Origin of the sequence: uncultured Desulfovibrio sp., assembly GCF_949282365.1 — a bacterium.
Classification (GTDB): Bacteria; Desulfobacterota; Desulfovibrionia; order Desulfovibrionales; family Desulfovibrionaceae; genus Desulfovibrio.
Genome location: NZ_CASDOY010000031.1, coordinates 1 through 21783, shown reverse-complemented (window position 1 = coordinate 21783; position 21783 = coordinate 1). Strand labels below are relative to the sequence as shown.

The 21783-nt window shown below is 67.2% G+C and carries 15 protein-coding genes; 9 read left to right on the top strand and 6 right to left on the bottom strand.

Annotation, left to right across the window (positions count from 1 at the left end; all coding sequences use genetic code 11):
* Positions 1 to 2616, bottom strand: a 2616-nt coding sequence (locus Q1X76_RS07085; protein WP_300718927.1) for a mechanosensitive ion channel domain-containing protein, incomplete at its 3' end; no start/stop codon positions are given.
* Between the two features lie 249 nt (positions 2617 to 2865).
* Between Q1X76_RS07085 and Q1X76_RS07080 the strand changes: the two genes are divergently transcribed.
* The 3 genes from Q1X76_RS07080 to Q1X76_RS07070 all read left to right on the top strand — a co-directional run bounded on the left by Q1X76_RS07080 (position 2866) and on the right by Q1X76_RS07070 (position 5330).
* Positions 2866 to 3858, top strand: a complete 993-nt coding sequence (locus tag Q1X76_RS07080) for a DUF362 domain-containing protein (RefSeq protein ID WP_300718926.1) — start codon at positions 2866 to 2868, stop codon at positions 3856 to 3858.
* Positions 3859 to 3894: 36 nt separating this feature from the next.
* On the top strand, positions 3895 to 4536 hold the full coding sequence (gene thiE / locus Q1X76_RS07075; RefSeq protein ID WP_300718925.1) for a thiamine phosphate synthase: 642 nt from the start codon (positions 3895 to 3897) through the stop codon (positions 4534 to 4536).
* Positions 4537 to 4655: 119 nt separating this feature from the next.
* Entirely contained in the window at positions 4656 to 5330 is a 675-nt protein-coding gene (locus Q1X76_RS07070) for a hypothetical protein (RefSeq protein WP_300718924.1), read from the top strand.
* Positions 5331 to 5451: 121 nt separating this feature from the next.
* Here Q1X76_RS07070 and Q1X76_RS07065 read toward each other — a convergent pair whose 3' ends face one another.
* The 3 genes from Q1X76_RS07065 to Q1X76_RS07055 form a co-directional block, all read right to left on the bottom strand.
* The gene (locus Q1X76_RS07065) at positions 5452 to 7062 is read right to left on the bottom strand and encodes a glycosyltransferase family 9 protein (RefSeq protein ID WP_300718923.1); all 1611 of its coding nucleotides are present in this window, start codon (positions 7060 to 7062) and stop codon (positions 5452 to 5454) included.
* Between the two features lie 463 nt (positions 7063 to 7525).
* Complete coding sequence (gene traT, locus Q1X76_RS07060) at positions 7526 to 8179, bottom strand: complement resistance protein TraT (RefSeq protein WP_300718922.1); 654 nt, start codon at positions 8177 to 8179, stop codon at positions 7526 to 7528.
* A 317-nt stretch (positions 8180 to 8496) separates the two neighbouring features.
* Positions 8497 to 9150 carry a hypothetical protein gene (locus tag Q1X76_RS07055; protein ID WP_300718921.1) on the bottom strand — a complete coding sequence of 218 codons (654 nt, stop codon included), beginning with the start codon at positions 9148 to 9150 and terminating at the stop codon, positions 8497 to 8499.
* Positions 9151 to 9467: 317 nt separating this feature from the next.
* Here Q1X76_RS07055 and topA point away from each other — a divergent pair, with 317 nt between their 5' ends.
* The 6 genes from topA (at position 9468) to Q1X76_RS07025 (ending at position 19967) form a co-directional block, all read left to right on the top strand.
* Positions 9468 to 11720 (top strand): type I DNA topoisomerase, encoded by a 2253-nt coding sequence (gene topA / locus Q1X76_RS07050; RefSeq protein ID WP_300718920.1) that lies wholly within the window; start codon positions 9468 to 9470, stop codon positions 11718 to 11720.
* Positions 11704 to 12822, top strand: a complete 1119-nt coding sequence (locus tag Q1X76_RS07045; protein ID WP_300718919.1) for an XdhC/CoxI family protein — start codon at positions 11704 to 11706, stop codon at positions 12820 to 12822. The genes topA and Q1X76_RS07045 overlap by 17 nt, the downstream gene beginning before the upstream one ends.
* A gap of 253 nt (positions 12823 to 13075) precedes the next feature.
* Positions 13076 to 14200 carry an efflux RND transporter periplasmic adaptor subunit gene (locus tag Q1X76_RS07040; protein ID WP_300718918.1) on the top strand — a complete coding sequence of 375 codons (1125 nt, stop codon included), beginning with the start codon at positions 13076 to 13078 and terminating at the stop codon, positions 14198 to 14200.
* A gap of 10 nt (positions 14201 to 14210) precedes the next feature.
* Positions 14211 to 17411: a multidrug efflux RND transporter permease subunit gene (locus Q1X76_RS07035; protein ID WP_300718917.1), complete on the top strand. Its 3201-nt coding sequence runs from the start codon at positions 14211 to 14213 to the stop codon at positions 17409 to 17411.
* Positions 17408 to 18943, top strand: coding sequence for an efflux transporter outer membrane subunit (locus Q1X76_RS07030; RefSeq protein ID WP_300718916.1), 1536 nt, complete (start codon positions 17408 to 17410; stop codon positions 18941 to 18943). Before Q1X76_RS07035 ends, Q1X76_RS07030 begins: the two co-directional genes overlap by 4 nt.
* Positions 18944 to 19553: 610 nt before the next feature.
* Positions 19554 to 19967: a hypothetical protein gene (locus tag Q1X76_RS07025; protein ID WP_300718915.1), complete on the top strand. Its 414-nt coding sequence runs from the start codon at positions 19554 to 19556 to the stop codon at positions 19965 to 19967.
* Between the two features lie 358 nt (positions 19968 to 20325).
* Here the strand turns inward: Q1X76_RS07025 and Q1X76_RS07020 are convergent, their stop codons facing one another.
* Complete coding sequence (locus Q1X76_RS07020; RefSeq protein ID WP_300718914.1) at positions 20326 to 20679, bottom strand: hypothetical protein; 354 nt, start codon at positions 20677 to 20679, stop codon at positions 20326 to 20328.
* 66 nt (positions 20680 to 20745) lie between these two features.
* A complete protein-coding gene (locus Q1X76_RS07015; protein ID WP_300718913.1) occupies positions 20746 to 21660 on the bottom strand; it encodes an MFS transporter in 915 nt (304 codons plus the stop codon).
* Between the last annotated feature and the right edge of the window lie 123 nt (positions 21661 to 21783).

Below are 21783 nucleotides of genomic sequence, written 5' to 3'. Positions count from 1 at the left end.
CTGCGGCCGGGCGCTGCCGTGGCCGGGACGGCGTTCGGCGGGCGCGTCGGGCAGGACCGCCGTGGGGCGGGTGGCCAGATCGCGCGGGCTCTTGGCGCGGGGCGGCATGTCCTTGATGTGCAGGTCCATCTGCGGGAAGGCGATCTCGATATTGTGCTTGCGGAAGATCTGGTCGATCTCGAACAGCAGCTCCGAAGCGGTCTTGACGCTGACGTCATAGTCCCGCACCCAGAAGCGCAGGGTGAAGTCCAGGGTGCTGGCCCCGAAGTTGGAGAAGAGCACCACCGGCGCGGGGTACTTGAGGATGTCGCTGTGCGCGTTGGCCACCGAGGAGAGCAGCTTCATGACCAGGGCGGTGTCGCTGCCGTAGGCCACGCCCACCACCACCTCGCGGCGCACGGTGCGGCTGTTGCGCGTCCAGTTGATGAGGCGCGTGGAGACGAACTCGGAGTTGGGCACGTAGATGACGGCGTTGTCATAGGTCTCCACGATGGTGGCGCGCACGCTGATCTTGCGTACCCGGCCCGTGGTGTTGCCCACTTCCACCACGTCGCCCACCTGCATGGTCCGGCTGAAGATGAGGATCAGGCCGGAGAGGAAGTTGTTGATGATGGTCTGCATGCCGAAACCGATGCCCACGGACAGGCCGCCGGCGACCATGGCCAGGTTGCTCAGTTCCATGCCCAGCGAGCGCAGGGTGAACAGGCCGAAGAAGGCCCAGAGCGCGTAGGTGAAGGCCGTCTGCAGGGGCTGGATGAGCGTGGGGTCGATGCGCAGGCCCCGGCTGGGCATGCGGGAAAGGAAGAGCGTGCCCATGCGCACGGCGGTGCGGGTCAGGAAGAAGACGCTGATGATGAGCAGCACCTGCACCATGTTGAAGCGGGTCTCGCCCACGTTGACGCCCTGCAGCACGAAGTCCTGCAGCAGGGTCAGGCCGCCGGGCAGGGTGCAGAGCCACAGGGACATGCCGCCGATGGCCAGCAGCAGGATGACCGGCGCGGCCAGGGCCAGCATCAGGCTGGAGAAGGCCGCGGAGCCGCCTTCATCGGGCAGCTGGTCGTTGTAGCGGTTGATGGCCGACATGCTGGCCACGCTGATCTGCAGGGCCAGCGAGCAGGACACATAGAGCAGGTACAGGCCCATGCTGTAGATGTGCAGGCCCATGAGGGCCAGCACCAGGGCCACCCAGAAGATGAAGGCGCTGCCCGACAGCAGGGAGGCCTCCAGCTGGGTGCTGGCTTCCAGGCTGTGGCTCTTGGCCCGCCAGATGCGGTGCAGGAGCATGAGCACGATCCAGGCCACCAGGGTGACCACCGGCGGCAGCGGCAGGTAGATCAGGATGTAGGAGAACAGCGTCAGGGGGATGAGCTGCCAGAGGGGGTTGTTGACGGCGGCCTTGTCGGGGTGCTGCAGGCGGCGCAGATCCCAGGCCAGGAAGACCTCGCCGATGATGATGCTCAGGTTGCCCAGGGCCAGGAAGCAGCGGAAGACGTCGCCGCTGGCGGACAGGGAGGAGGCCAGCAGGGAGAGGCCCAGGCCGATCCAGGGCAGGCTCACATGGAACATGTGGTGGCCCACCTCGCCGTTGGTGCCCGAATTGCGCCAGCGCCGGTAGAGCATGGCGCCGGTGAACAGCACCAGCAGGAGGCAGATGGTGAAGCGCAGCCCGGCCGTATGCCAGCCGTCGGCGGAGACGGGGATCTCCACGGGCAGGCGCAGCATGATGCCCTGCCAGACGTACTGCAGGCGCTTGGGCACCTTTTCCCAGGTCTCCAGGCTGAGGTAGGGCACCGGGCTCTGCAGGTAGTAATCCTTCCACAGCTGGGGCAGCATGGCGGCGATGTCTTTCTGGGCTTTCTTGAGGTCGGCCATCATGTCCTGGGTGGGCGAAAGCACGGAATCGTAGCGCTTGATGACGTCCTTCAGGCTCTTCTGGGCCTTGGTGACCTGGCGCGAGTATTCGCGGATCTCGGCGTTGGGCGGCAGGTCCTTGGCTTCGGGCAGGCTCTCGGCCAGATGGTTGACGCGCTCCAGCAGGTTGTTGACGCCGTTGCGCGCCAGCAGCACGGGATCGATGACCTGCTGCAGCTGCTGGATGGTGAAGGAGATGCGGCGGTCGAGGGCTTCCAGCGGGTTGGGCCAGTTTTTGAACGTATTGATGAGCAGGAGCAGCCGCCGCGCTTCTTCGGTGATGGGGCGGGCCTGCTCGGACATGCTGTCCGCCTGCTTGCTGATGTCGCGCACCAGATTGCGCGTGCTGCTGTTGATGTCGTCCAGCATGTCCTTCTGGCCGGCCCAGATGTTGGCCAGCGGGTCCACGGAAGGCGCGGCCTCCGCCTCGGTCATGCTGGTGCCCGTCTTTTTGTCGTCCCTGGCCTTGTCGTCTTTGGCCTTGTCTTCTTTGGCTTTATCTTCTTTGGCCTTTGCGTCCCTGGCCTTGTCTTCCCTGGCGCCGGCCCTGGCGTCATTCTTCTGGCCGGTCCCGTCGGCCAGGGCGCAGGTGGCCCCGGGCAGGAAGGCGGGAGCCGGGCTCCTGTCCCCGGAAAGGACAGGGGCAAGGCTGAAGGCGGTCAACAGGACAAGGAGCAGCGTGGCGCGGAACAGGCAGCGATACATGTTCACCTCGAAAAAAGAGCTTCCCCGCCTGTGAAGGCCGCCGGGAAGACTCGGTGGGTTGGAAAGCCAGCAATAGCGCAAGATCTGCCGCTTGAAAAGAGTGGCGGCAGGGCGGGGCGCGCTTTTTTCCGCCTGCGTCCCGCAGGATGCGGCGCGGACCGGGCAGCAGGGGACGACAGCTTTTTTTGCCTGCGCCGCACGGGGACGGCCCGCCTTTACAAGCCCTTGCCCGACCGGCATAGTGGGGCCATGTCCCAGACCGCCCTTTCCCCTTCCTGCCGGGAGGCAGCGCCCTCCCCCGTCGTGCCCGTGGCCCTGTGCCGTCTGTCGCCCGACCATGTGGCGGCCGCAGCGCAGGCCCTGCCCGCCCTGCTGGACGCCGCCGGCCTGCGCACGGCCTGCGGCCTGCGTTCGGCGCGGGTTCTGGTCAAGCCGAACCTGCTCACCGCCACCCCTCTGGCCTGTACCAGCCCCTGGCTGGTGGCCGGGGTCTGCCGCTGGCTGCTGGATCAGGGCGCGCAGGTGCGGGTGGGGGATTCGCCCGGTTTCGGCACGGCCACGGCCGTGGCCCGTCACATCGGGCTGGAAGCCGCCCTGCGGCCCCTGGGCCTGAAGACGGAATCCCTGGCCGATCCCCGCCCCCTGCCCCTGCCCCTGCGTGGCGGCGGGCCGGTCAGCTTCGGCGTGGCGCGCGCGGCGCTGGAAAGCGACCTGATCGTCTCCCTGCCCCGGGTCAAGGCCCATTCCCAGATGCGCCTGACCCTGGCGGTCAAAAACCTGTTCGGCTGCGTCTGCGGCCTGCGCAAGGCCCTGATCCATACCCGTCAGGGCCAGGAGCCCGACTTTTTCGCCGACTGCATCGCCGCCCTCTGGGCCGCCCTGCCGCCGGTGGCCGCCGTGGCCGACGGCCTGACCGCCATGCACGTCACCGGCCCCAGCAAGGGCCGGCCCTTCCCGCTGGGCCTGCTGGGGGCCAGCCCCTCGGCCGTGGCGCTGGACGAGGCCCTGTGCGCCGTGCTGGGCCTGCCCCTGTCCGGCGTGCCGCTGGGCGCGGCCCTGGAACGCCGTCAGGCCCCCGGCTGCACCCGCGCGGGCTGGCGGCCCGACTATGTGCTGGAGCGTCCCGACGCCTTCGACAGCGCGGGCTTCGTGATACCGGAAGAGCTGATGCATACCTCCTTCCGGCCCTGGCGCCTGTTCAAGAGCTGCGTGCGCCGCCTGTGGCTGGCACGCCGGAAATAAGCAAAGCGCTCCCCCCGGGGAGCCGAGGAGCGAACCATGCCTGTGATCCTGCCGGGCCAGACCGATATCTATGCCCTGACCGATGCCCGCCTTTCCTGCGGCCGCAGCCTGGAGACCGTGGTCTCCGCCCTGCTGGGCGCGGGGGTCAAGATCATCCAGTACCGGGAAAAACACATGAAATCCGGCGAGATGCTGGAAGAATGCCGCCTGATGCGCCGCCTGACCCGCGAGGCCGGGGCCTGCTTCATCGTGGACGACCATGTGGACCTCGCCATCCTGGCCGAAGCCGACGGCGTGCACATCGGCCAGGAGGACTTCCCCCTGCCCGAAGTGCGCCGGCTGGTGGGCCCGAAGATGTGCATCGGCCTGTCCACCCACAGCCCGGAACAGGCCCGGGCCGCCGTGGCCGCCGGTGCCGACTACATCGGCGTGGGCCCCATCTTCGCCACCAGGACCAAGGAAGACGTGGTGGCCCCGGTGGGCTTCGAGTACCTGGACTGGGTGGCCGCCAACATCTCCATCCCCTTCGTGGCCATCGGCGGCATCAAGGAACACAATATCACCGGGGTGGCCCGCCACGGGGCCCGCTGCTGCGCCCTGGTCTCGGAGCTGGTGGGCGCGCCCGACATCGCCGCCAAAGTCCATGCCGTGCGCGAGGCCATGCGGCGCGGGATGTAGGCTGTGGTTTCTTGGGGGCGGGGCCCCCTCGTCCGGCGCGGGAGGGGCTCCCCCGCCTCTCAAACTCCCCACCCCTCCCCAGCGCGCTTTATGCCCATCTTTTTTGGGCGAGGAGATGCATGGACGATCCGTGGTGTCTTCTTCCAGAGGCGCAGCCTTTCGTCTTACAGGCTGATGCGGCGGTGGTCTCTGCATTCAACCAGAAATATGCCGGGACTCCCTATGAGCTGCATACCGAATTGCCCCCGGAACCCTTTTCAGGCCGTCTGGACGCACCTGTCGTCCTGCTGAACTTGAATCCGGGATACAGCGAAGATGATGCGGCTATCATGCTAGGCAATGCAAAATGTCAGCAAGCCATGAAAAATACGCGTGGATTTTCCGTACAGGACTATCCATTCTATCACTTGAATCCTTGTTTTAAACAAGGGAACAAGGGATATGATTATTGGGTGGATAAATTTAGGAAACTATTTGAAATTGATTTTGATTTAAAGAAATGCGCCAATAGTTTTTTGCTCTTGCAGGCATACCCATATAAGTCAAAAGGATTTAAGAAGATGCCACTCTTGCCTTCTTTCGACTTCACGCGGTGCATCCTGCTCGCTGCGATGCACAGAAGGGCGTTAGTCGTTCAATTGCGGAGCAAAAAAATATGGGAAAAGGCTGTTCCGGGACTGGCGACATATCCCCGGCGGATCGAGTGTCGTAATCCAAGGCGTCCGACGCTCAGTCCCGGGAATCTGGGCAATGAAGGCTGGCGGACCCTGCTCTCTGCCCTCGATGCAGGATGATCGAAAAGACAAAGGAAGAGGCGACCGTCATGTGACGGTCGCCTCTTCCTTTTCAGCTATATAATGGAATAAAGCGCGTTTTGGGAAAGGGCTCCTTCCCCAACAAGGCTGCCGCGGGCTCCTAGTCGAAGCTCCCGGCCCAGCGCAGGATATGGGCGTGCAGCAGGCCCACGGCCTGCAGGAAGCGGGGGCCGCGGCCCTGGTAGTGCTGGCAGAGCTGGTGCCAGAAGAAGGCCATGCTGGCCAGCTCGGGGCAGGACTGCATGTGCTGCAGGATGGTCAGGCACAGGGGGTGCCCGGTGGGATCGAAGTGCTGCGGCAGGGGGGCGCATTCCTGCAGCAGGGTCTGGAGCAGATGGGCGCAGTGGCCCAGGGCCTTGCCCACCCGGGCCGTGAACTGGCTGGAATAGTTGGGGCAGGCCATGCTCAGGGGCACACTGGTCAGGGGCGTGGGCTCCGTGGCGCCGGAGGTCAGGTCGTCCAGGATGCGGCGCCAGTAGACGCGCTGCTGGCAGAGCCAGAGGGTGCGGTCATCGGCCTTGTGGTCGGAGAGACAGGCAGTGGTGATGAAGCCGCGCGAGTCCGTGGCGGTCTGCCAGATGCGTGCCTCGCGACAGGCCGAGGTGGTGATGCCTTCGCTCCACTGGCCACTGGTGAGTTTGGCCAGCACCAGGTCGGCCACCACCGAGGCGCTGATGTGCTGGCGGCATTTCTCGCCCAGGGTGCAGTCATGGTCGTGCGGGCAGGGGTGGCAGGGCAGGGTGGGCTCCAGACAGCAGCTGCCGGGCAGGTAGGGGCCGGTATCACAGGGCTGGGCCGTGGCCAGGAAGATGGCGAGCAGGGGCAGGCCCAGACCGGCGGCCAGATGCATGGTGCCGGTGTTGTTGGTGACCAGCATGGCCATCTCGCGCAGCACGGCGCCCAGCTCGAAGATATTGGTCCGGCCCACCACGTCCACGAAGGGCGTGCCGGTCAGGCGGGCATATTCGTCGGCCAGGGGCCGTTCCGAGGCTTCGCCCAGCAGGACGGGGCAGATGCCCTCTTCCTGCCAGATGCGCTTGCCCAGCTCCACGAAGTGGCTCACGGGCCACTGACGGCGTTTTTCGCTGGCGCCCAGCTGCATGCCGATGAAGCCGTGGCGGATCACCGGCGCGCGGGACAGCAGGCGGCGGGCCGTGGCGCGGGCCTCGGCGCCCGGTTCGTTGAACAGGCCGGAGCCGGGGGCGGAGAGCAGTTCCGTGGCCCGTTCGCCCAGCAGGGGCGCGCCGGTCATGCGGAACATGTCGGCCAGGTTGAAGGGGGCGTCGCTCTGGCGCAGCTTGGCGGCGTGGAGGAAGGCCGCCCAGAGGCTGTCGGCGCGGGGGCGGCCCTTGTGGTCCAGACCGAAGCCCAGCACGGCCTCGGGCGAGGGGGCCAGGCTCACGGCCAGGCGACGGGCGGGCATGCTGGGCGTCAGGTTGATGATGTGCCCGGCCTGGACGCGGGCGCGCAGCTCTCCGGCCCAGTCCTGCAGCTCCTGCCGGGTGGCGTCGGCCTGTCCGGTTTGGACAAGGCGGTCGGGCACGGTGAGCAGGGGGCTGGCGAATTGCAGCAGGCCCTCGGTGTCCGCGTATTTTTCCAGACAGAGCAGGGTGGTGCTGCGTCCGGCCTTGTGCAGGTCGTGCAGCAGGGGCTGACTGAGCAGCAGGTTCCCGAAACGGGTCAGATTGATGACGAGGGCATCCAGACGCATGAGATTTTCCTTGCGCAGCGGTAAAGATTCCCGTCACGGCCGTGGCAGGGGCGGGGGGAGCTTTCTAGCAGAAGCGGGCGCGGACGTCCAGGACCGGCTGCCTGCGGGCGCGCATGGCGCGTCGTGCAGGCCGGGCAGGGACCGGACGGCGAGATTCGGCTGCCGGGACCGCTGGCTTGCCGTGCGGGCCCTGTCAGGTGCCGCGGCAGGGGGACGGGGCGGCGCATCCCTGTCCGAAGCGCGGGACGCCGGAGCCCTGTCCGGGCCTCGCTGACCGGGCCGGAGCGCCATGCCTGGCCGCTCCCCGCAGGGGGCGGTCCTTCCCGCCGTGCCGCCGGTGACGCAGCTTTGGGCCGTGGTACGGCGGCAACGCCGCAGGGCGCGCGGCTCCTGCGTTCCTGCCGGGCAACGGGCCGGGCAGGAGGAGCGGGAAAGGAGGCCGGGCGCGGACTGCCGGGGCCCGTCAGGGCCGCTGGCCCACCTGGCTGTCCGTGGCGGGCGTGCCTGCGGAGGGCGTGCCTGCGGGGGCCTGCTGGCTGAAGGGCGCGGTGATCTCCTTGGCCAGCAGGGTCACGAAGAGGGCCGGGATGCCCGCCTCCACCTGGAACTCGCGCCGGGCCAGCAGGCCGGTGCGCATCTGGCTGCTGCCGCGGGCGTTGCGGCTGCCGATGTTCTGCAGCATGACGCGCTGCGGGCGCTTGTCGCTGGGCACACGGCGCTGCACCAGCAGGATGTCCGACAGGACCAGGGTCGAGCCCTTGCCGGAAAGGGCCGACGGGGCCCCGTAGCCGGCCTCCACCAGACGCTGCGCCGTGGCGGCGTCCGCGATGCCGGCCTCCAGCACGCTGGCCTGGATGATGAAGCCGGCCTGGCTCGGATTGTCGGTGATGTCGTATTGTTCGGCGCGCAGCAGGCGTTCCACTTCCGTGCGCAGGCCGAAGACGTGGCGGCTCTGGTCGCGGATGCTGACGTAGACCACCGGGGTGGTGTCCTCGTCGGCCTGGGCCAGGGAGCCCTGGCGCAGGACCTGGATATCCGTGGGGGAGGGCTGGCGGTGCTGGCAGCCGGGAAGCAGCAGCAAAAGCAGCAGCAGGAGGGGAAAGAGCGTGTTTTTCATGTGTCTCCGGGACGGCGACAGGGCTTGCGGCCCCCGGGAGGAGCCGGGCGCGCCGTTACCGTCCGGCGGTGCCCAGGGAGACAGGGGAGACCGGCGCGTCCGGCAGGGACGCGGTTCTGTCGTCGAGGCCAGCCCTATACCGCAGAAAACGCGGCCCTGTCCAGCCGGGGCGGGGAAGGGCGCGGGGAGCGACCGCCGTCGCGGGCCGGAGCAGGGCCGGGAGCCGGCAAGGGACATGGCTCCATGCGGGGGCGGACAACGCTTCTGCCGGCCCGGCGCGAGTGCGGGGCCGTGGCTCCGCAGGCGCGGGCGTCGCCTCACTGGACGCTGATGGCCTCCAGGATGATCCGGCACAGGGCGTCTTCCAGCCCGGCAAAGGCCTCGTCCTTGCTGCGGGCGTCGCCCCGGCTGGTCACGGCCACCCGGCGCAGGCTGTCCTTGTCGGGCAGGCGGCGGGCCGCCATGCCCACGGCGGCTTCCATGGCCCAGCTGGTGCTGGCGGAGGCGTCGGCCTGATCGTAGAGGGTGGCGCCCATGCCCACCGTGGCGCCGATGCCCGCGCCCACCAGGGCCCCGCTGCGGCCGTCGGCCAGGCCGCCCAGCAGCACGCCCATCATGGTGCCCGTGCCCACGGTGCCCAGGGCGCGCCCGGCGTTGACCCGGCTGCCGTCGCTGGTGGGCCAGACGTCGCGGATGTCCACCAGGATGACCAGATCCGCTTCCGCGACCCCGGAGGCCGGGTTCAGGCCGCGTTCGCTCTGCAGATAGGCCGTGAGCATGGAATGCAGGTCGTCCGCCATGCCCTTGCCGTTCTCGATCCTGACCAGCACCCGGTCGCCCCGTTCCAGGCTGACGGCGGGCAGGGGGGCGCCGGGCTCCGGCGCGGGCCGGGCATCGTGCGAGGCGCAGGCCCCCAGGCAGAGGAGCAGGATGAGGAGAGGGAACAGGATCAGGATGCGCTGCGGATGCATAAGGCCTCCTTGGAACGTGCAGGGCGCTCTCTTTTATGGATGTAGCCCAGGCCGGGCGGGCTGTCCAGACGGCGGCAAAAGCGCATTTGGCGCGGCCGCGGCGCATATCGGGCTTGACGTGGCCGCATTTTGCCGTATTCTCCCGCGCACACGGCAGTCCGCGCGGTCCGCCCCGCAGCCTTGAAGCTCCGGCAGGGCGGCCGTGCCCCCGCCCGGCTTCCGGCGGGACCTTCTGGCAAGATAACGGTCCGCAGGATCGTCTTTTTTCATGCAAAATTCCTCACTGCCGCCCGGCAGTCGGATGGGCAAGGGACATCATGGGCAAACAGCTGATCATCGTGGAATCGCCGGCCAAGGTGAAGACCATCAAGAAATTTCTGGGACCGCAGTACATGGTGCAGGCCAGTGTGGGCCATGTGCGCGACCTGCCGTCCAGCAGTCTGGGCGTGGACGAGGCCAACGATTTTGCCCCCCAGTACGAGGTCATCGACAATAAAAAGAACGTGGTCAGCGAACTGCGCAGCGCCGCGGCCAAGGCCGATACCGTCTATCTGGCGCCCGACCCGGACCGCGAAGGGGAGGCCATCGCCTGGCATGTGGCGGAGCTGATCCGCGACAAGGCCAAGGACATCAAGCGCATCCAGTTCAACGAGATCACCGCCCGCGCCGTCAAGGAAGCCCTGGCCCATCCGCGCGAGCTCAACCAGCATCTTTTCGACGCCCAGCAGGCCCGGCGCGTGCTGGACCGTCTGGTGGGCTACAAGATCTCGCCCCTGCTCTGGAAGACCATCAAGCGCGGCATCTCGGCCGGGCGCGTGCAGTCCGTGGCCCTGCGCCTCATCGTGGAGCGCGAGGCCGAGCGCGCGGCCTTCAGGCCCGAGGAATACTGGCTGTTCAAGGCCCTGCTGGCCGCCGGCGTGCCGCCGTCCTTCCGGGCGGAGCTGGCCCGCATCGGCGGCAAGAAGGCCGTGATCCGCAATGCCGCCGAGGCCGCCGCCCTGGAGGCCGAGCTCAAGGGCCGGCCCTTCGTGGTGGAGAGCGTGGAACAGAAGGAGCGCGAGCGCGCGCCGCAGCCGCCCTTCATCACTTCCACCCTGCAGCAGGCCGCCAACCAGCGCCTTTCCTACACGGCCAAGCGCACCATGAACATCGCCCAGCGCCTTTACGAAGGCGTGGAGATGGAGGACGGCAGCATCACGGCCCTCATCACCTACATGCGTACCGACTCCACGCGCATCGCCGACGAGGCCCGCCAGGCGGCGCACGACTTCATCCAGGGCCGTTTCGGCGCCGACTACCTGCCCGCCAGGAAGCGCGTCTACAAGACCAGGAGCGGGGCCCAGGACGCCCACGAAGCCATCCGCCCCGTGGATGTGAACATCACGCCCGAGATGGTCAAGGCGGCCCTGCCCCCGGACCAGTACAATCTGTACCGCCTGATCTGGTCGCGCTTCGTGGCCTCGCAGATGACCGGGGCGCGCTTCCACGACACCACGGTGACCGTGGCCTGCGGCCGCAGCCAGTGGAAGGCCAGGGGCGAGCGCCTGCTCTTCCCCGGTTTCCTGGCCGTGCTGCCCCGGGGCAAGGACGAAGGCGACGCCGAGCTGCCGCCCCTGACGCCGGGCCAGGCCCTGGAGCTGGAAAAGCTGGACAAGGAACAGAAGTTCACCCAGCCCCCGGCCCGCTACAGCGAAGCCAGCCTGGTGCGCGAGCTGGAAGAACGGGGCATCGGCCGTCCCTCCACCTACGCCAGCATCATCTCCACCCTGCAGGACCGCGAATATGTGAGCCTGGAGGACCGCCACTTCATCCCCACGGACCTGGGCCGCGTGGTCTGCGAGCAGCTGGTGGAGCACTTCCCGCGCCTCATGGATGTGGGCTTCACGGCCGAGATGGAGAGCTCGCTGGACAAGGTGGCCGACGGCGACCAGCAGTGGGTGGACCTGATGCATGCCTTTGCCGACGATTTCAATCCCACGCTGGCGGCGGCGGCCAGGAACATGCAGAGCGTCAAGGGCGGCCTGCCCACGGAGCTGGCCTGCCCCGACTGCGGCAAGCCCCTGATGATCAAATTCGGCAAGGCCGGGCCCTTCCTGGCCTGCAGCGGCTACCCGGACTGCCGCTTCACCAGCAATTTCCGGCGCAGCGAGGACGGCCGCCTGGAAATGGTGGCCCCGCAGAAGCCCGAGCTGGAAAAGGTGGGCGAATGCCCGCGCTGCGGCAAGGACCTGGTGGTCAAGCACGCGCGCACGGGCAGCCGCTTCATCGCCTGCACGGGCTACCCGGACTGCAACTATACCGCGCCCCTGGCCACGGGCGTCATGTGCCCGCGCTGCGGCGAGGGCCGCATGGTGGAAAAGAGTACCAAGCGCGGCAAGATCTTCTATTCCTGCGACCGTTACCCGCAATGTGATTTCGCCCTCTGGGACAAGCCCGTGCCCGGCCCCTGCCCGCGCTGCGCCTCCCCCTATCTGGTGGAGAAGCGCGGCCGTGACGGCAGCGTCAAGGTCATGTGCCCCACGAAGGGCTGCGGCTATGTGAAAGGAGGCGACGATGGACAGGAAGCCTAAGGCCCCGGCCGCGCCGGTGCTGGTGAGCGCCCCGGTGGACGGCCTGGGCGTGCCCCTGAATCTGGAAGCCCGCGCGGCCCGCCTGCTGGACGAAGGGCAGGCCGTGGTCCTGCTGACCGTGGTGGAGCGCGAGGGCTCGGCCCCGCGCGCCGCCGGTACCCGCGCCCTGCTCACGGCCGCCGGTCTGGAGGGCACCGTGGGCGGCGGCCTGCTGGAAGCCCGTGCCGTGGAGGCGGCCAACGTCTGCCTGCGGGAGGGGCGCTCCGCCCGCGTGCGTTGCGACCTCACCGGCCTCGGCCCCGACAGCGACATGATCTGCGGCGGCAGCATGGACCTGCTCTGCGAATATCTGTCCCCGGCGCAGGCGCCGCTGTTCCACGCGGCGGATGCGGCCCTGAAGGCCGGGCTGACCGGCATCTGGCTGCTGGACGTGAGCCGGGCCGACGCGCCCGTGCGCGACCTCTATCTGGACGCCCTGCCCGAAGGCCGGCCCCTGGTGGACGGCCTGCATGCGGGCGCGGACACGGTGCGTCCCCTGCTGGCCGGGCGCAAGGGCCGTCCCGGCCTGTTGCGGGACGGCGCTGTGGAACGCTATGTGGAGGCCCTGGACGCGCCGCCGGTGCTGCTGCTCTGCGGCGGCGGCCATGTCTCGCTGGAGACGGCCCGTCTGGCCCATGCCGCCGGTTTCGTGGTGGACGTGGTGGACGACCGGGCCGAGTTCGCCGACACCCGGCGCTTCCCCATGGCGCGGCGCTGCCTGGTCTTGCCCGCCTTTGAGGATCTGGCCGCGCGTTGCGGCATCGGCCGCCACCATTATGTGGCCATCATGACCCGGGGCCACAGCTTCGACCGCGAGGTGCTGGCCCAGGCGCTGGAGACGGAGGCCTTCTATATTGGTATGATCGGCAGCAGCAGCAAGAAGGCCTCGGTCTACGCGGCCCTGCGGGCCCAGGGCGTGACGGGGGCCGCGCTGGAGCGCGTCTGCTGCCCCATCGGACTGGGCATCGGCGCGGACACGCCGCAGCAGATCGCCGTTTCCGTGGTGGCCGAACTCATGGCCGCCCGGGCCGGGACCCTGGGCGCGCTCAGGGGCGGCCGCTGATATTTCAAATGCGCGTTAGAAAAAAACGCTAAAAAAATATCAAATAAAAACAAATAGTTACGAAAAAACCCTACGGTTCTCTATCTTACTGAAATAGAAGGATTTTTGCCCAGCATACTTTAACGGCCGAATAATCCTGCCTTTCTTGACGCATTTTGCAAAAAATGTTTAGCAGGGGATTCAAAGCCCGTTCGCTTTGCGGGCGGGCTTTCATTCGTGCAGCCCCGGCGCTGCTCCCAGGAGTAGAGAGATTATGACCAGAAAACAGATTCTTCCGGCAACACTGCTGTTGCTTCTCTGTTTCAGCCTTGCGGCCTGCAAGGATGAAGGTGCCAAAAAAGGACAGATGCCCGCGCCGCCGGTGGGCGTCTTCCAGGTGGAAGTCAGGGACGTGCCCTGGCCCGCTGAATTCCAGGCCCAGGCCTCCGGCTCCCGGTCCGTGGAAGTGCGCGCCCGCGTGCAGGGCATCATCGAAAAGCGCCTCTACCGCGAAGGGGAGTTCGTCAAGGCCGGCCAGCTCATGTTCCAGATCGAGCGCGACCAGTACGAGGCCGCCGTGCAGCAGGCCGAGGCCCAGTACGACAGCGCCCTGCGCGAATGGAACCGCATCCGCCCCCTGTTCGCCAAGAACGCCGTTTCCCAGAAGGACCGCGACAACGCCAAGGCCGCCTATGACAATACCAAGGCCGCCCTGCGCGCCGCCCGCATCAATCTGGATTACTGCCAGGTGGTGGCCCCTGTTTCCGGCTACAGCTCCAAGGAAAGCTTCACCCCCGGCAACCTGGTCAGCAACAATTCCCTGCTGACCTATGTGGATCAGACCGATCCCATGTACATCGACTTTTCCATCGCCGCGCCGCAGCACATGCGCCGCCAGCAGCTGGCCGCCGAAGGCCGCCTGCGCTTCCCCGAGGGCAACGTCTACAAGGCGCGCCTGCGCCTGCTGGACGGCAGCATGTACCAGGGCGAAGGCCTGGTGGACTTCATCGACAGCCGCGTGCAGCCCGAGACCGGCGTGGTGCAGGCCCGTGCCTCCTTCGCCAACAGCGACGGCCAGATCATGCCCGGCCAGTATGTGCGCATCTTCATGGACGGCGACGTGCTGGTCGACGCCGTGCTCATCCCGCAGAAGGCCGTGCTCATCACCCAGAAGGGCTCCTTCGTCATGACCCTGGACAAGGACAATGTGGTCGGCACCCAGAAGGTGGAGGTCAGCGAGACCATCGGCGACATGTACCTGGTGGATTCCGGCCTCAAGGGCGGGGAACGCATCATCTGTGAAGGCATGATCAAGGCCCGCCCCGGCGCCAAGGTCCGCGTCATGGACGACCAGAAGGCCCCGCAGGGACAGGCCGCCCAGCAGCCCGCTCAGAAGTAGGTGATCGTCCATGGCAGCTTCGGCAAAACCAAACATCTTCCTGCGCCGGCCCATCCTTTCGTCGGTCATCTCCATCGTGATCACCCTGGTGGGCGCGCTGGCCATGAAGGCCCTGCCCATCGCCCAGTATCCCGAACTGGTGCCGCCCACGGTCAACGTGACGGCCTTCTACCCCGGCGCTTCGGCCGAGACCATCGCCAGCACCGTGCTGGCCCCCCTGGAAGTGAACATCAACGGCGTGGAAAACATGCTCTACATGTCCTCCACGGCCTCCTCGGGTTCCGGTTCGGGCTCCATCAACGTCTATTTCAGTCTGGGCACCGACCCGGACATGGCCCTGGTCAACGTCAACAACAAGGTCAACCTGACCCAGAGCACCCTGCCCGAGACCGTGCGCCTGCAGGGCGTGACCGTGGTCAAGCGTTCGCCGGCCATGCTGCAGGTCATCGCCCTCTACTCGCCGGACGGCCGCTATGACGCCGTGTACCTGCACAACTACATGCAGGTGAACGTGGCCGACGAACTCAAGCGCGTGCCCGGCGTGGGCGACGTGACCGTGTTCGGCTACATGGACTATTCCATGCGCATCTGGCTCATCCCGGACAAGCTGGCCAAGTACGGCGTCACCGTGGGCGAGGTCTCGGCGGCCATCCAGGAACAGAACTCGCAGTTCTCGCCCGGCCGCCTGGGCGACGCGCCCATGCCCGACACGGCCCAGCTCTCCTGGCAGATCGACACCAAGGGCCGCCTGAACACGCCCGAGGAATTCGGCGAGATCATCATCCGCACCGGCGAGGGCAGCGCCATGCTGCGCCTCAAGGACGTGGCCCGCATCGAGATGGGCGCCAAGGACTACAGCGTCAACAGCGAATACAACGGCATGGTGACGCGCGCCATGGGCATCTATCTGCTGCCCGGCGCCAACGCCATCGCCACCGGCGACGCCGTGACCGCCCGTATCCAGGAACTGTCCAGGAACTTCCCCGAGGGCATCGACTACAAGGTCATCGTGGACACCAACGAATTCGTCATGGAATCCATCCACGAAGTGATCAACACCCTGGTGGAAGCCATGATCCTGGTGTTCATCGTGGTCTTCGTCTTCCTGCAGAGCTGGCGCGCCACCCTCATCCCCTGCATCGCCGTGCCCGTGTCCATCATCGGCACCTTCGCGGGCATGTACGCCCTGGGCTACACCATCAACACCCTGACCCTGTTCGGCATGGTGCTGGCCATCGGTATCGTGGTGGACGACGCCATCGTGGTGCTGGAGAACGTGGAACGCATCATGAGCACCGAGCACCTGCCGCCCAAGGAAGCCACGGCCAAGGCCATGAGCGAGGTCACGGCCCCGGTCATCGCCATCGTGCTGGTGCTCTGCGCCGTGTTCATCCCCGTGTCCTTCATGGGCGGCCTTGCCGGCCAGATGTACAAGCAGTTCGCCATCACCATCTCGGTGTCCGTGGTGCTCTCGGGCATCGTGGCCCTGACCCTGACCCCGGCCCTGTGCTCCCTGCTGCTCAAGCCGCACGCGCACGACCACCAGCCGGCCAAGCCCTTCGTCATCTTCAACTACCTGTTCAGCAAGACCACGCACCGCTATGTGCGTACGGTGCGCTTCGTCAAGGATCACGGCCTGATCTCCATGCTCCTCTTCGGCTGCATGATCGCCAGCCTGGTCTTCCTGTTCCGGGTGGTGCCCGGCGGCCTGGTGCCCAACGAGGACCAGGGCTACATCCTGGGCATGACCATCCTGGACGACGGCGCCGTGCAGAACCGCACCCGCGACGTGACCCGCGTGGTGGTGGACACCCTGCTCAAGGACCCGGCCGTGGAAACGGTCATGACCCTGAACGGCCTGGACATCTCGTCTATGTCCATCAAGAGCAACTACGGTACCTTCTTCGCCACCCTCAGGCCCTGGAGCGAGCGCCAGACGCCGGAAAGCAGCGCCTCGGCCATCAGCGCCAAGGTGCTGGGCGTGACCATGTTGCAGCCCGAGGCCGTGACCATCGGCTTCACGCCGCCGCCCATCAGCGGCATGTCCACCACGGGCGGTTTTGAAGGCTACATCCAGATGCGCGGCGACGGCACCATCTATGACCTGGAAGCCACGGCCAACGCCTTCGTGGCCGAGGCCACGTCCAGGGACGAGAACGGCCAGCCCAAATACCCGGCCATCGGCACGGTGCGCAGCCTGTTCTCCACCGGCGCGCCCCAGCTCTACGCCAATCTGGACCGCGAGCGCTGCAAGGACATGGGCATCAGCATCAGCGATGTCTTCACGGCCATGAACGCCACCTTCGGCGCGCTCTATGTCAACGACTTCAACTATCTGGGCCGTACCTTCCAGGTGCGCCTGCAGGCCGAGTCCGATTACCGCCTGCTGCCCGAATCCCTGCATGACGTCTTTGTGCGGACCAACAAGGGCGACATGGTGCCCCTGGATGCCATCATGACCCTGGAACGCCGCACCGCGCCCCAGACCATGGAACGCTACAACGTCTTCCCGGCCGCCCACCTCATGGGCGAACCGGCCGAGGGCTATTCCTCCGGCCAGGCCCTGGAAGCCATGGAACTGGTGGCCACCAACATGCTGTCCAGCGACTACGCCCTGGGCTGGGTGGGTTCGGCCCTGCAGGAAAAGCTGGCCAGCGCCGATACCACCATCATCTTCGTGCTGGCCCTGGTCATGGTCTTCCTGATCCTGGCCGCCCAGTACGAAAGCTGGTCCCTGCCGCTGGCCGTGCTCACGGCCGTGCCCTTCGGCGTCTTCGGCGCCCTGGTGGCCACCTGGCTGCGCGACCTGTCCAACGACGTCTACTTCCAGGTGGCCCTGGTCACCCTGGTGGGCCTGGCAGCCAAAAACGCCATCCTGATCGTGGAATTCGCCGTCGAGGCCTGGCGCGGCGGGCGCAGCCTGGACGTGGCCGCCATGCATGCGGCGCGTCTGCGCTTCCGTCCCATCGTCATGACCTCGCTGGCCTTCATCCTGGGCTGCGTGCCGCTGGCCATCAGTTCCGGTGCCGGCGCCAACAGCCGTCACGCCATCGGCACCGCCGTGGTGGGCGGCATGCTGGCCGCCACCTGCATCGCCACGCTCTTCATCCCCTTCTTCTTCCGCACCATCATGCAGGTGTCCCTGAAGCTGCAGGGCAAGAAGGACCCCAATGAAGGCAAGAAAAACTTTGACGAGGAGGACGATATATGAGCCCCTTTCTGAAAGCGGGCCTGACGCTGGTGCTCTGCCTGGCCGTCACGGGCTGTTCCCTGGCTCCCGACTATAAACGTCCCGAGCAGGACATCCCCAAGGAATGGCGGTCCGTGGATCTGGGGCCCAGCCCGCTGAACACCGACTGGTGGACGCGCTTCAATGATCCCGTCCTCAACGCCCTGGTGGCGGAGGCCCTGAAGAACAATCAGGACCTGGCGGAAAGCCTGGCCAAGATCGATTCCGCCGCGGCCAAACTGGGCGTGGGCACCAGCCAGCTGGCGCCCACGGTCAGCGGTGCCGGCGCGGCCGCCTCGCAGAGCAACTCCACCAGGGTCGCCAATTACAGCGACCTGGCGGACCGTTCCTATGTGAACTATCAGGGCCAGCTCTCGGCCAGCTGGGAGCTGGACTTCTGGGGCAAGTACCGCAACAATTACACCATGTTGTCGGATGTGCTGCTGAACACCGTGGTCAGCCACGAAGCCCTGCGTCTTTCCGTGGCCAGCCAGACGGCCCAGAGCTATTTCGCCCTCCTGGCTCTGGACATGCAGCTGGCCACGGCCCAAAGGACCCTGCGCACCCGCGAGGATGCGTTCGACATCTATACCAGCCGCTACCGTCAGGGCGACATCACCGAGCTCGACTGGCAGCGCGCCCGGGCCGAGGTGGAGACCGCCCGCGCCCAGGTGCATACCTCCCTGGTGGAGGTGGACAATGCCGAAGCCAGCCTGGCCGTGCTGCTGGGGCGCTCGCCCCGCGAGATCATGAACGGCGTCATGCCGCGCGGCGGCGACATCAGCAAGCTGCCCGCGCCGCCCGTGCTGCCTGCGGGCCTGCCGTCCGAGCTGCTGGAACGCCGCCCCGACGTGCGCGCCGCCGAGTACATGATCATGGCCTACAACGCCAATATCGGCGTGGCCCGGGCCGAGTTCTTCCCGTCCATCTCGCTGACGGGCATGCTGGGCACCCTCAGCGCCAGCGTCATCAACCTCTTCAGCGGTCCCGCCGGCGCCTGGAGCTACGGCGTGACCGGTTCCATGCCCCTGCTGGACTTCGGCCGCACCTGGTACAACGTCAAGGACGCCGAGGCCCAGAAGGAAGCCTCCATCGCGGTCTACCGCAAGACCGTGCAGAACGCCTTCAAGGACGTGCGCACCTCCCTGACCGCCCAGCGCCAGGCCGACGCCATCGTGGCCGCCGGTCAGGCCCAGGTGGACAGCCTGCGCCGCGCCGTGGAGATCGCCCGCCTGCAGTACGACAACGGCTATACCGACTACCTGACCGTGCTGGATGCCGAACGCCAGCTGTTCAGCGCCGAGCTGAGCCTGGCCAATGCCCTGCGCGACCGCCTCAATGCCGTGGTCAGTGTCTGCATGGCCCTGGGCGGCGGCTGGCAGGATCCCAACGTCAAGCCCTCCTTCCCGGTGGCGGATGCGGACGAGCTGGTCAGGACCCACGATGCCGCCGGCCAGAAGGCCTCTCTGCCCGCGGCCGCTCCCGCGACGGCCAGCCCCGCCGCGCAACGCTAGCGCTCCATCCTCCGCAGCATGACAGGAAGGACGTCTTCGGGCGTCCTTCCTTTTTTTTCGCGCGGGCGCAGGCCGGCATCCCCGCAGCCGGCCGATAGCGCGCTCCGCCCATGCCCGGTCCGCAGGGGCCCTGCCGGCGTCGACGGTCGCCGCCGGACCGCGGGGCCCTCCGCAGGCCGGCGTCCATGCCTTCATGCCGTCACCAGCGCAGCGCCAGCCCATTGTCGGGCCGCATGCTCCTTCGTCGCCCGGTCCCTGCCGCCCGTCCCCTGCGCCTGTCCCGGCATGGCTTTGGGCCGCTTCCGGGCATGGCTTTACAAGCCGGTGGCAGGCCGGATATCCTGCCGCCATGTTGCATCATGTATCTTTGTTTTGGGGCGCCCTGTCCCTTGCGCTGCTGCTCCTCGATCCCGTGACGCTCCCGGCGGTGGAACAGGGCAAGGCGGCGTCTGCGCCCCCAGCCAAAGCGCTGCCCATAGGGAAGGCAGCGACCGCGCCCGCGGCCAAAGCGCCCCCTGCCGGCACGGCGGGGCGCGGGACGTCCGGGAACGGGCAGTCCTGGGGCTTCGGCACTTCCAGCGACAGGGACGCCGCCCTGTGGCGGGACGGCGTGGAGACGGACTCCCTGCGCAAGCGGGCCCTTGGCCGCGACCGCGGCAATGCCGCCAGCATCGAGCATGCCCTGCGCCAGGCGGACCGCCAGGCCAAAGCGGGGTCGCGTGCGAAGCAGGCCCTCAGGGACGACGGCGAGAAAAGCCGTCTGGGCGTGAACATCCGGCGCGACGATTCCGTGTGGCATGCGGAGCTGCCCTCCGGCGAAGGCCGGGCCGACGAGCTGCGGCCCCTGGAACGGCGGCATGTGGTGCGGGCCTATGCCGACATCATGGACAGCGACGACGCCAGCCTGACCATCGGCCCCGAGCTGATGCTCCGGGACGAGGACAGGGAATGGGGCAAGGGCAACAGGCCCGAGGACAGGGACGCGTCCCTGGGGCTGGGCATGCAGTTCAGTCTTGATTTTTGAGGCGGCTCCAGGAGCGGCGCGACCATGGCGGCCAAAGTCTGGCCCGGCGTGGCCGGGACGGCCGGAAGGGCCGGAGGATACGCTTTGCCGGATGCTGTCCGGGAGGGCGGGCCGTCCCTGCTGCCGGACGGGGCCGGAGAGGGCCTGCCGCCGGACTGCGACGGGGCCGGACGGGCGCGAGGCTCCGTCCTACGGGTCGGCGCCATGCGCGGCAGGGAGCGTCCAACATGGATGCAAGAAGGGGGGACAGCCTCGGGCTGTCCCCCCTTCTTGGTGTCCGCTGTCCGGGGTGTGGTGCGGGCGGCTGTCCCGCCCGGTCCCGGATGAAGAAGCGAGGGAGGGCGGGAAGACGGACGGACTATCGTGCGGCGTCCTCCGGTTCATGGGGCAGTGCTTCCCTGCCGTGGAGGCGGGTGATCCAGAGGGTGCTCAGGCAGCTTATGACCGCCGCGGCCAGCAGGTAGCCGCACAGGTACCAGGGCTGGCCGTCATTGCTGCTGACCAGCATGGTGGCGATCATGGGGGTCAGGCCGGAGGCGAAGATCCCGGAGAACTGGTAGATGAAGGAAACGGCGGAGTAGCGCACCGTGGGCTCGAAGCTGCCCGAGAACAGGCTGGACATGGTGGCGTAGGCCGCGCCGTAGATGATGCCGAAGGGCAGGGCGATGGCCAGGAAGACCAGCGGCACGTTCTGGCTGAAGTTGTGCAGCACCCAGAAGGTGGGGTAGGCGGTGATGCCCAGCAGGATGGCGGCGATGCCGAAGATGCGCGCGCGGCCTCAGCTGTCGGCCCGCATGCCCCAGAAGGGGATGGCCACGGCCATGACCGCGGCGGCACCCACGATGACGAACAGGCTCACGGTCTTGTCCAGGCCGCAGGAATTGGTCAGGTAGGTCAGGGAGAAGACGCCGAAGACGTTGAAGGCGATGCCTTCCACGAAGCGCGCGCCCACGCAGGCCGTGAGGGTGCGGGGATAATGTTTGAAGGCGGCCAGGATGGGGTACTTGACCTGGTCGGTCTTCTTCTTGGCCGAGGAGAAGTCCTGGGTCTCCTGGACGGAGATGCGGATGTAGGCGCCCACGCCCACCAGCACGGCGCTGAGGATGAAGGCCACGCGCCAGCCCCAGGCCAGGAATGCCTCGTCGCTGAGGAAGAAGGACAGCAGGCCGATGACGCCCGAGGCCAGCATCAGGCCCAGGGCCAGGCCCACCTGGGGCAGGCTGCCGTAGAAGGCGCGCTTGTGCGGCGGCGCGGATTCAAAGGCCATGAGCACGGCGCCGCCCCATTCGCCGCCGATGCCGATGCCCTGGGCCAGACGGCAGAGCACCAGCAGGATGGGGGCCCAGATGCCGATGGTGTCATAGGAGGGCACCAGGCCGATGCCCACGGTGGCCACGCCCATGATCTCCAGGGTCAGGACCAGCATCTTCTTGCGGCCCAGCTTGTCACCGAAGTGGCCGAAGACGATACCACCAAGCGGACGTGCCACGAACCCCACGGCAAAGGTGGCGAAAGCCAGGACCGTGCCCACCGTGGGGTCGAAGTCGGGGAAGTAGATCTTGTTGAAGACGATGCCGGCCACGACACCGTACAGGAAAAAGTCATACCATTCGATGACCGCACCGATGAGGGAGGAAACGACCACGCGGCGCAGGTTCTGCTGGCAGTGTCCGTTGTTGGGAGTATCGCTCATGCTGTTTGCTCCTTGAGGGTTCGACTAGGCCAGTTTCAGGACCTTGCGGGCGTTTTCGTACATGATCTTGTTGCGCACTTCGTCGGTGAAGGGGAAGGCGGCGTAGGCGTCCAGGGCGTCACG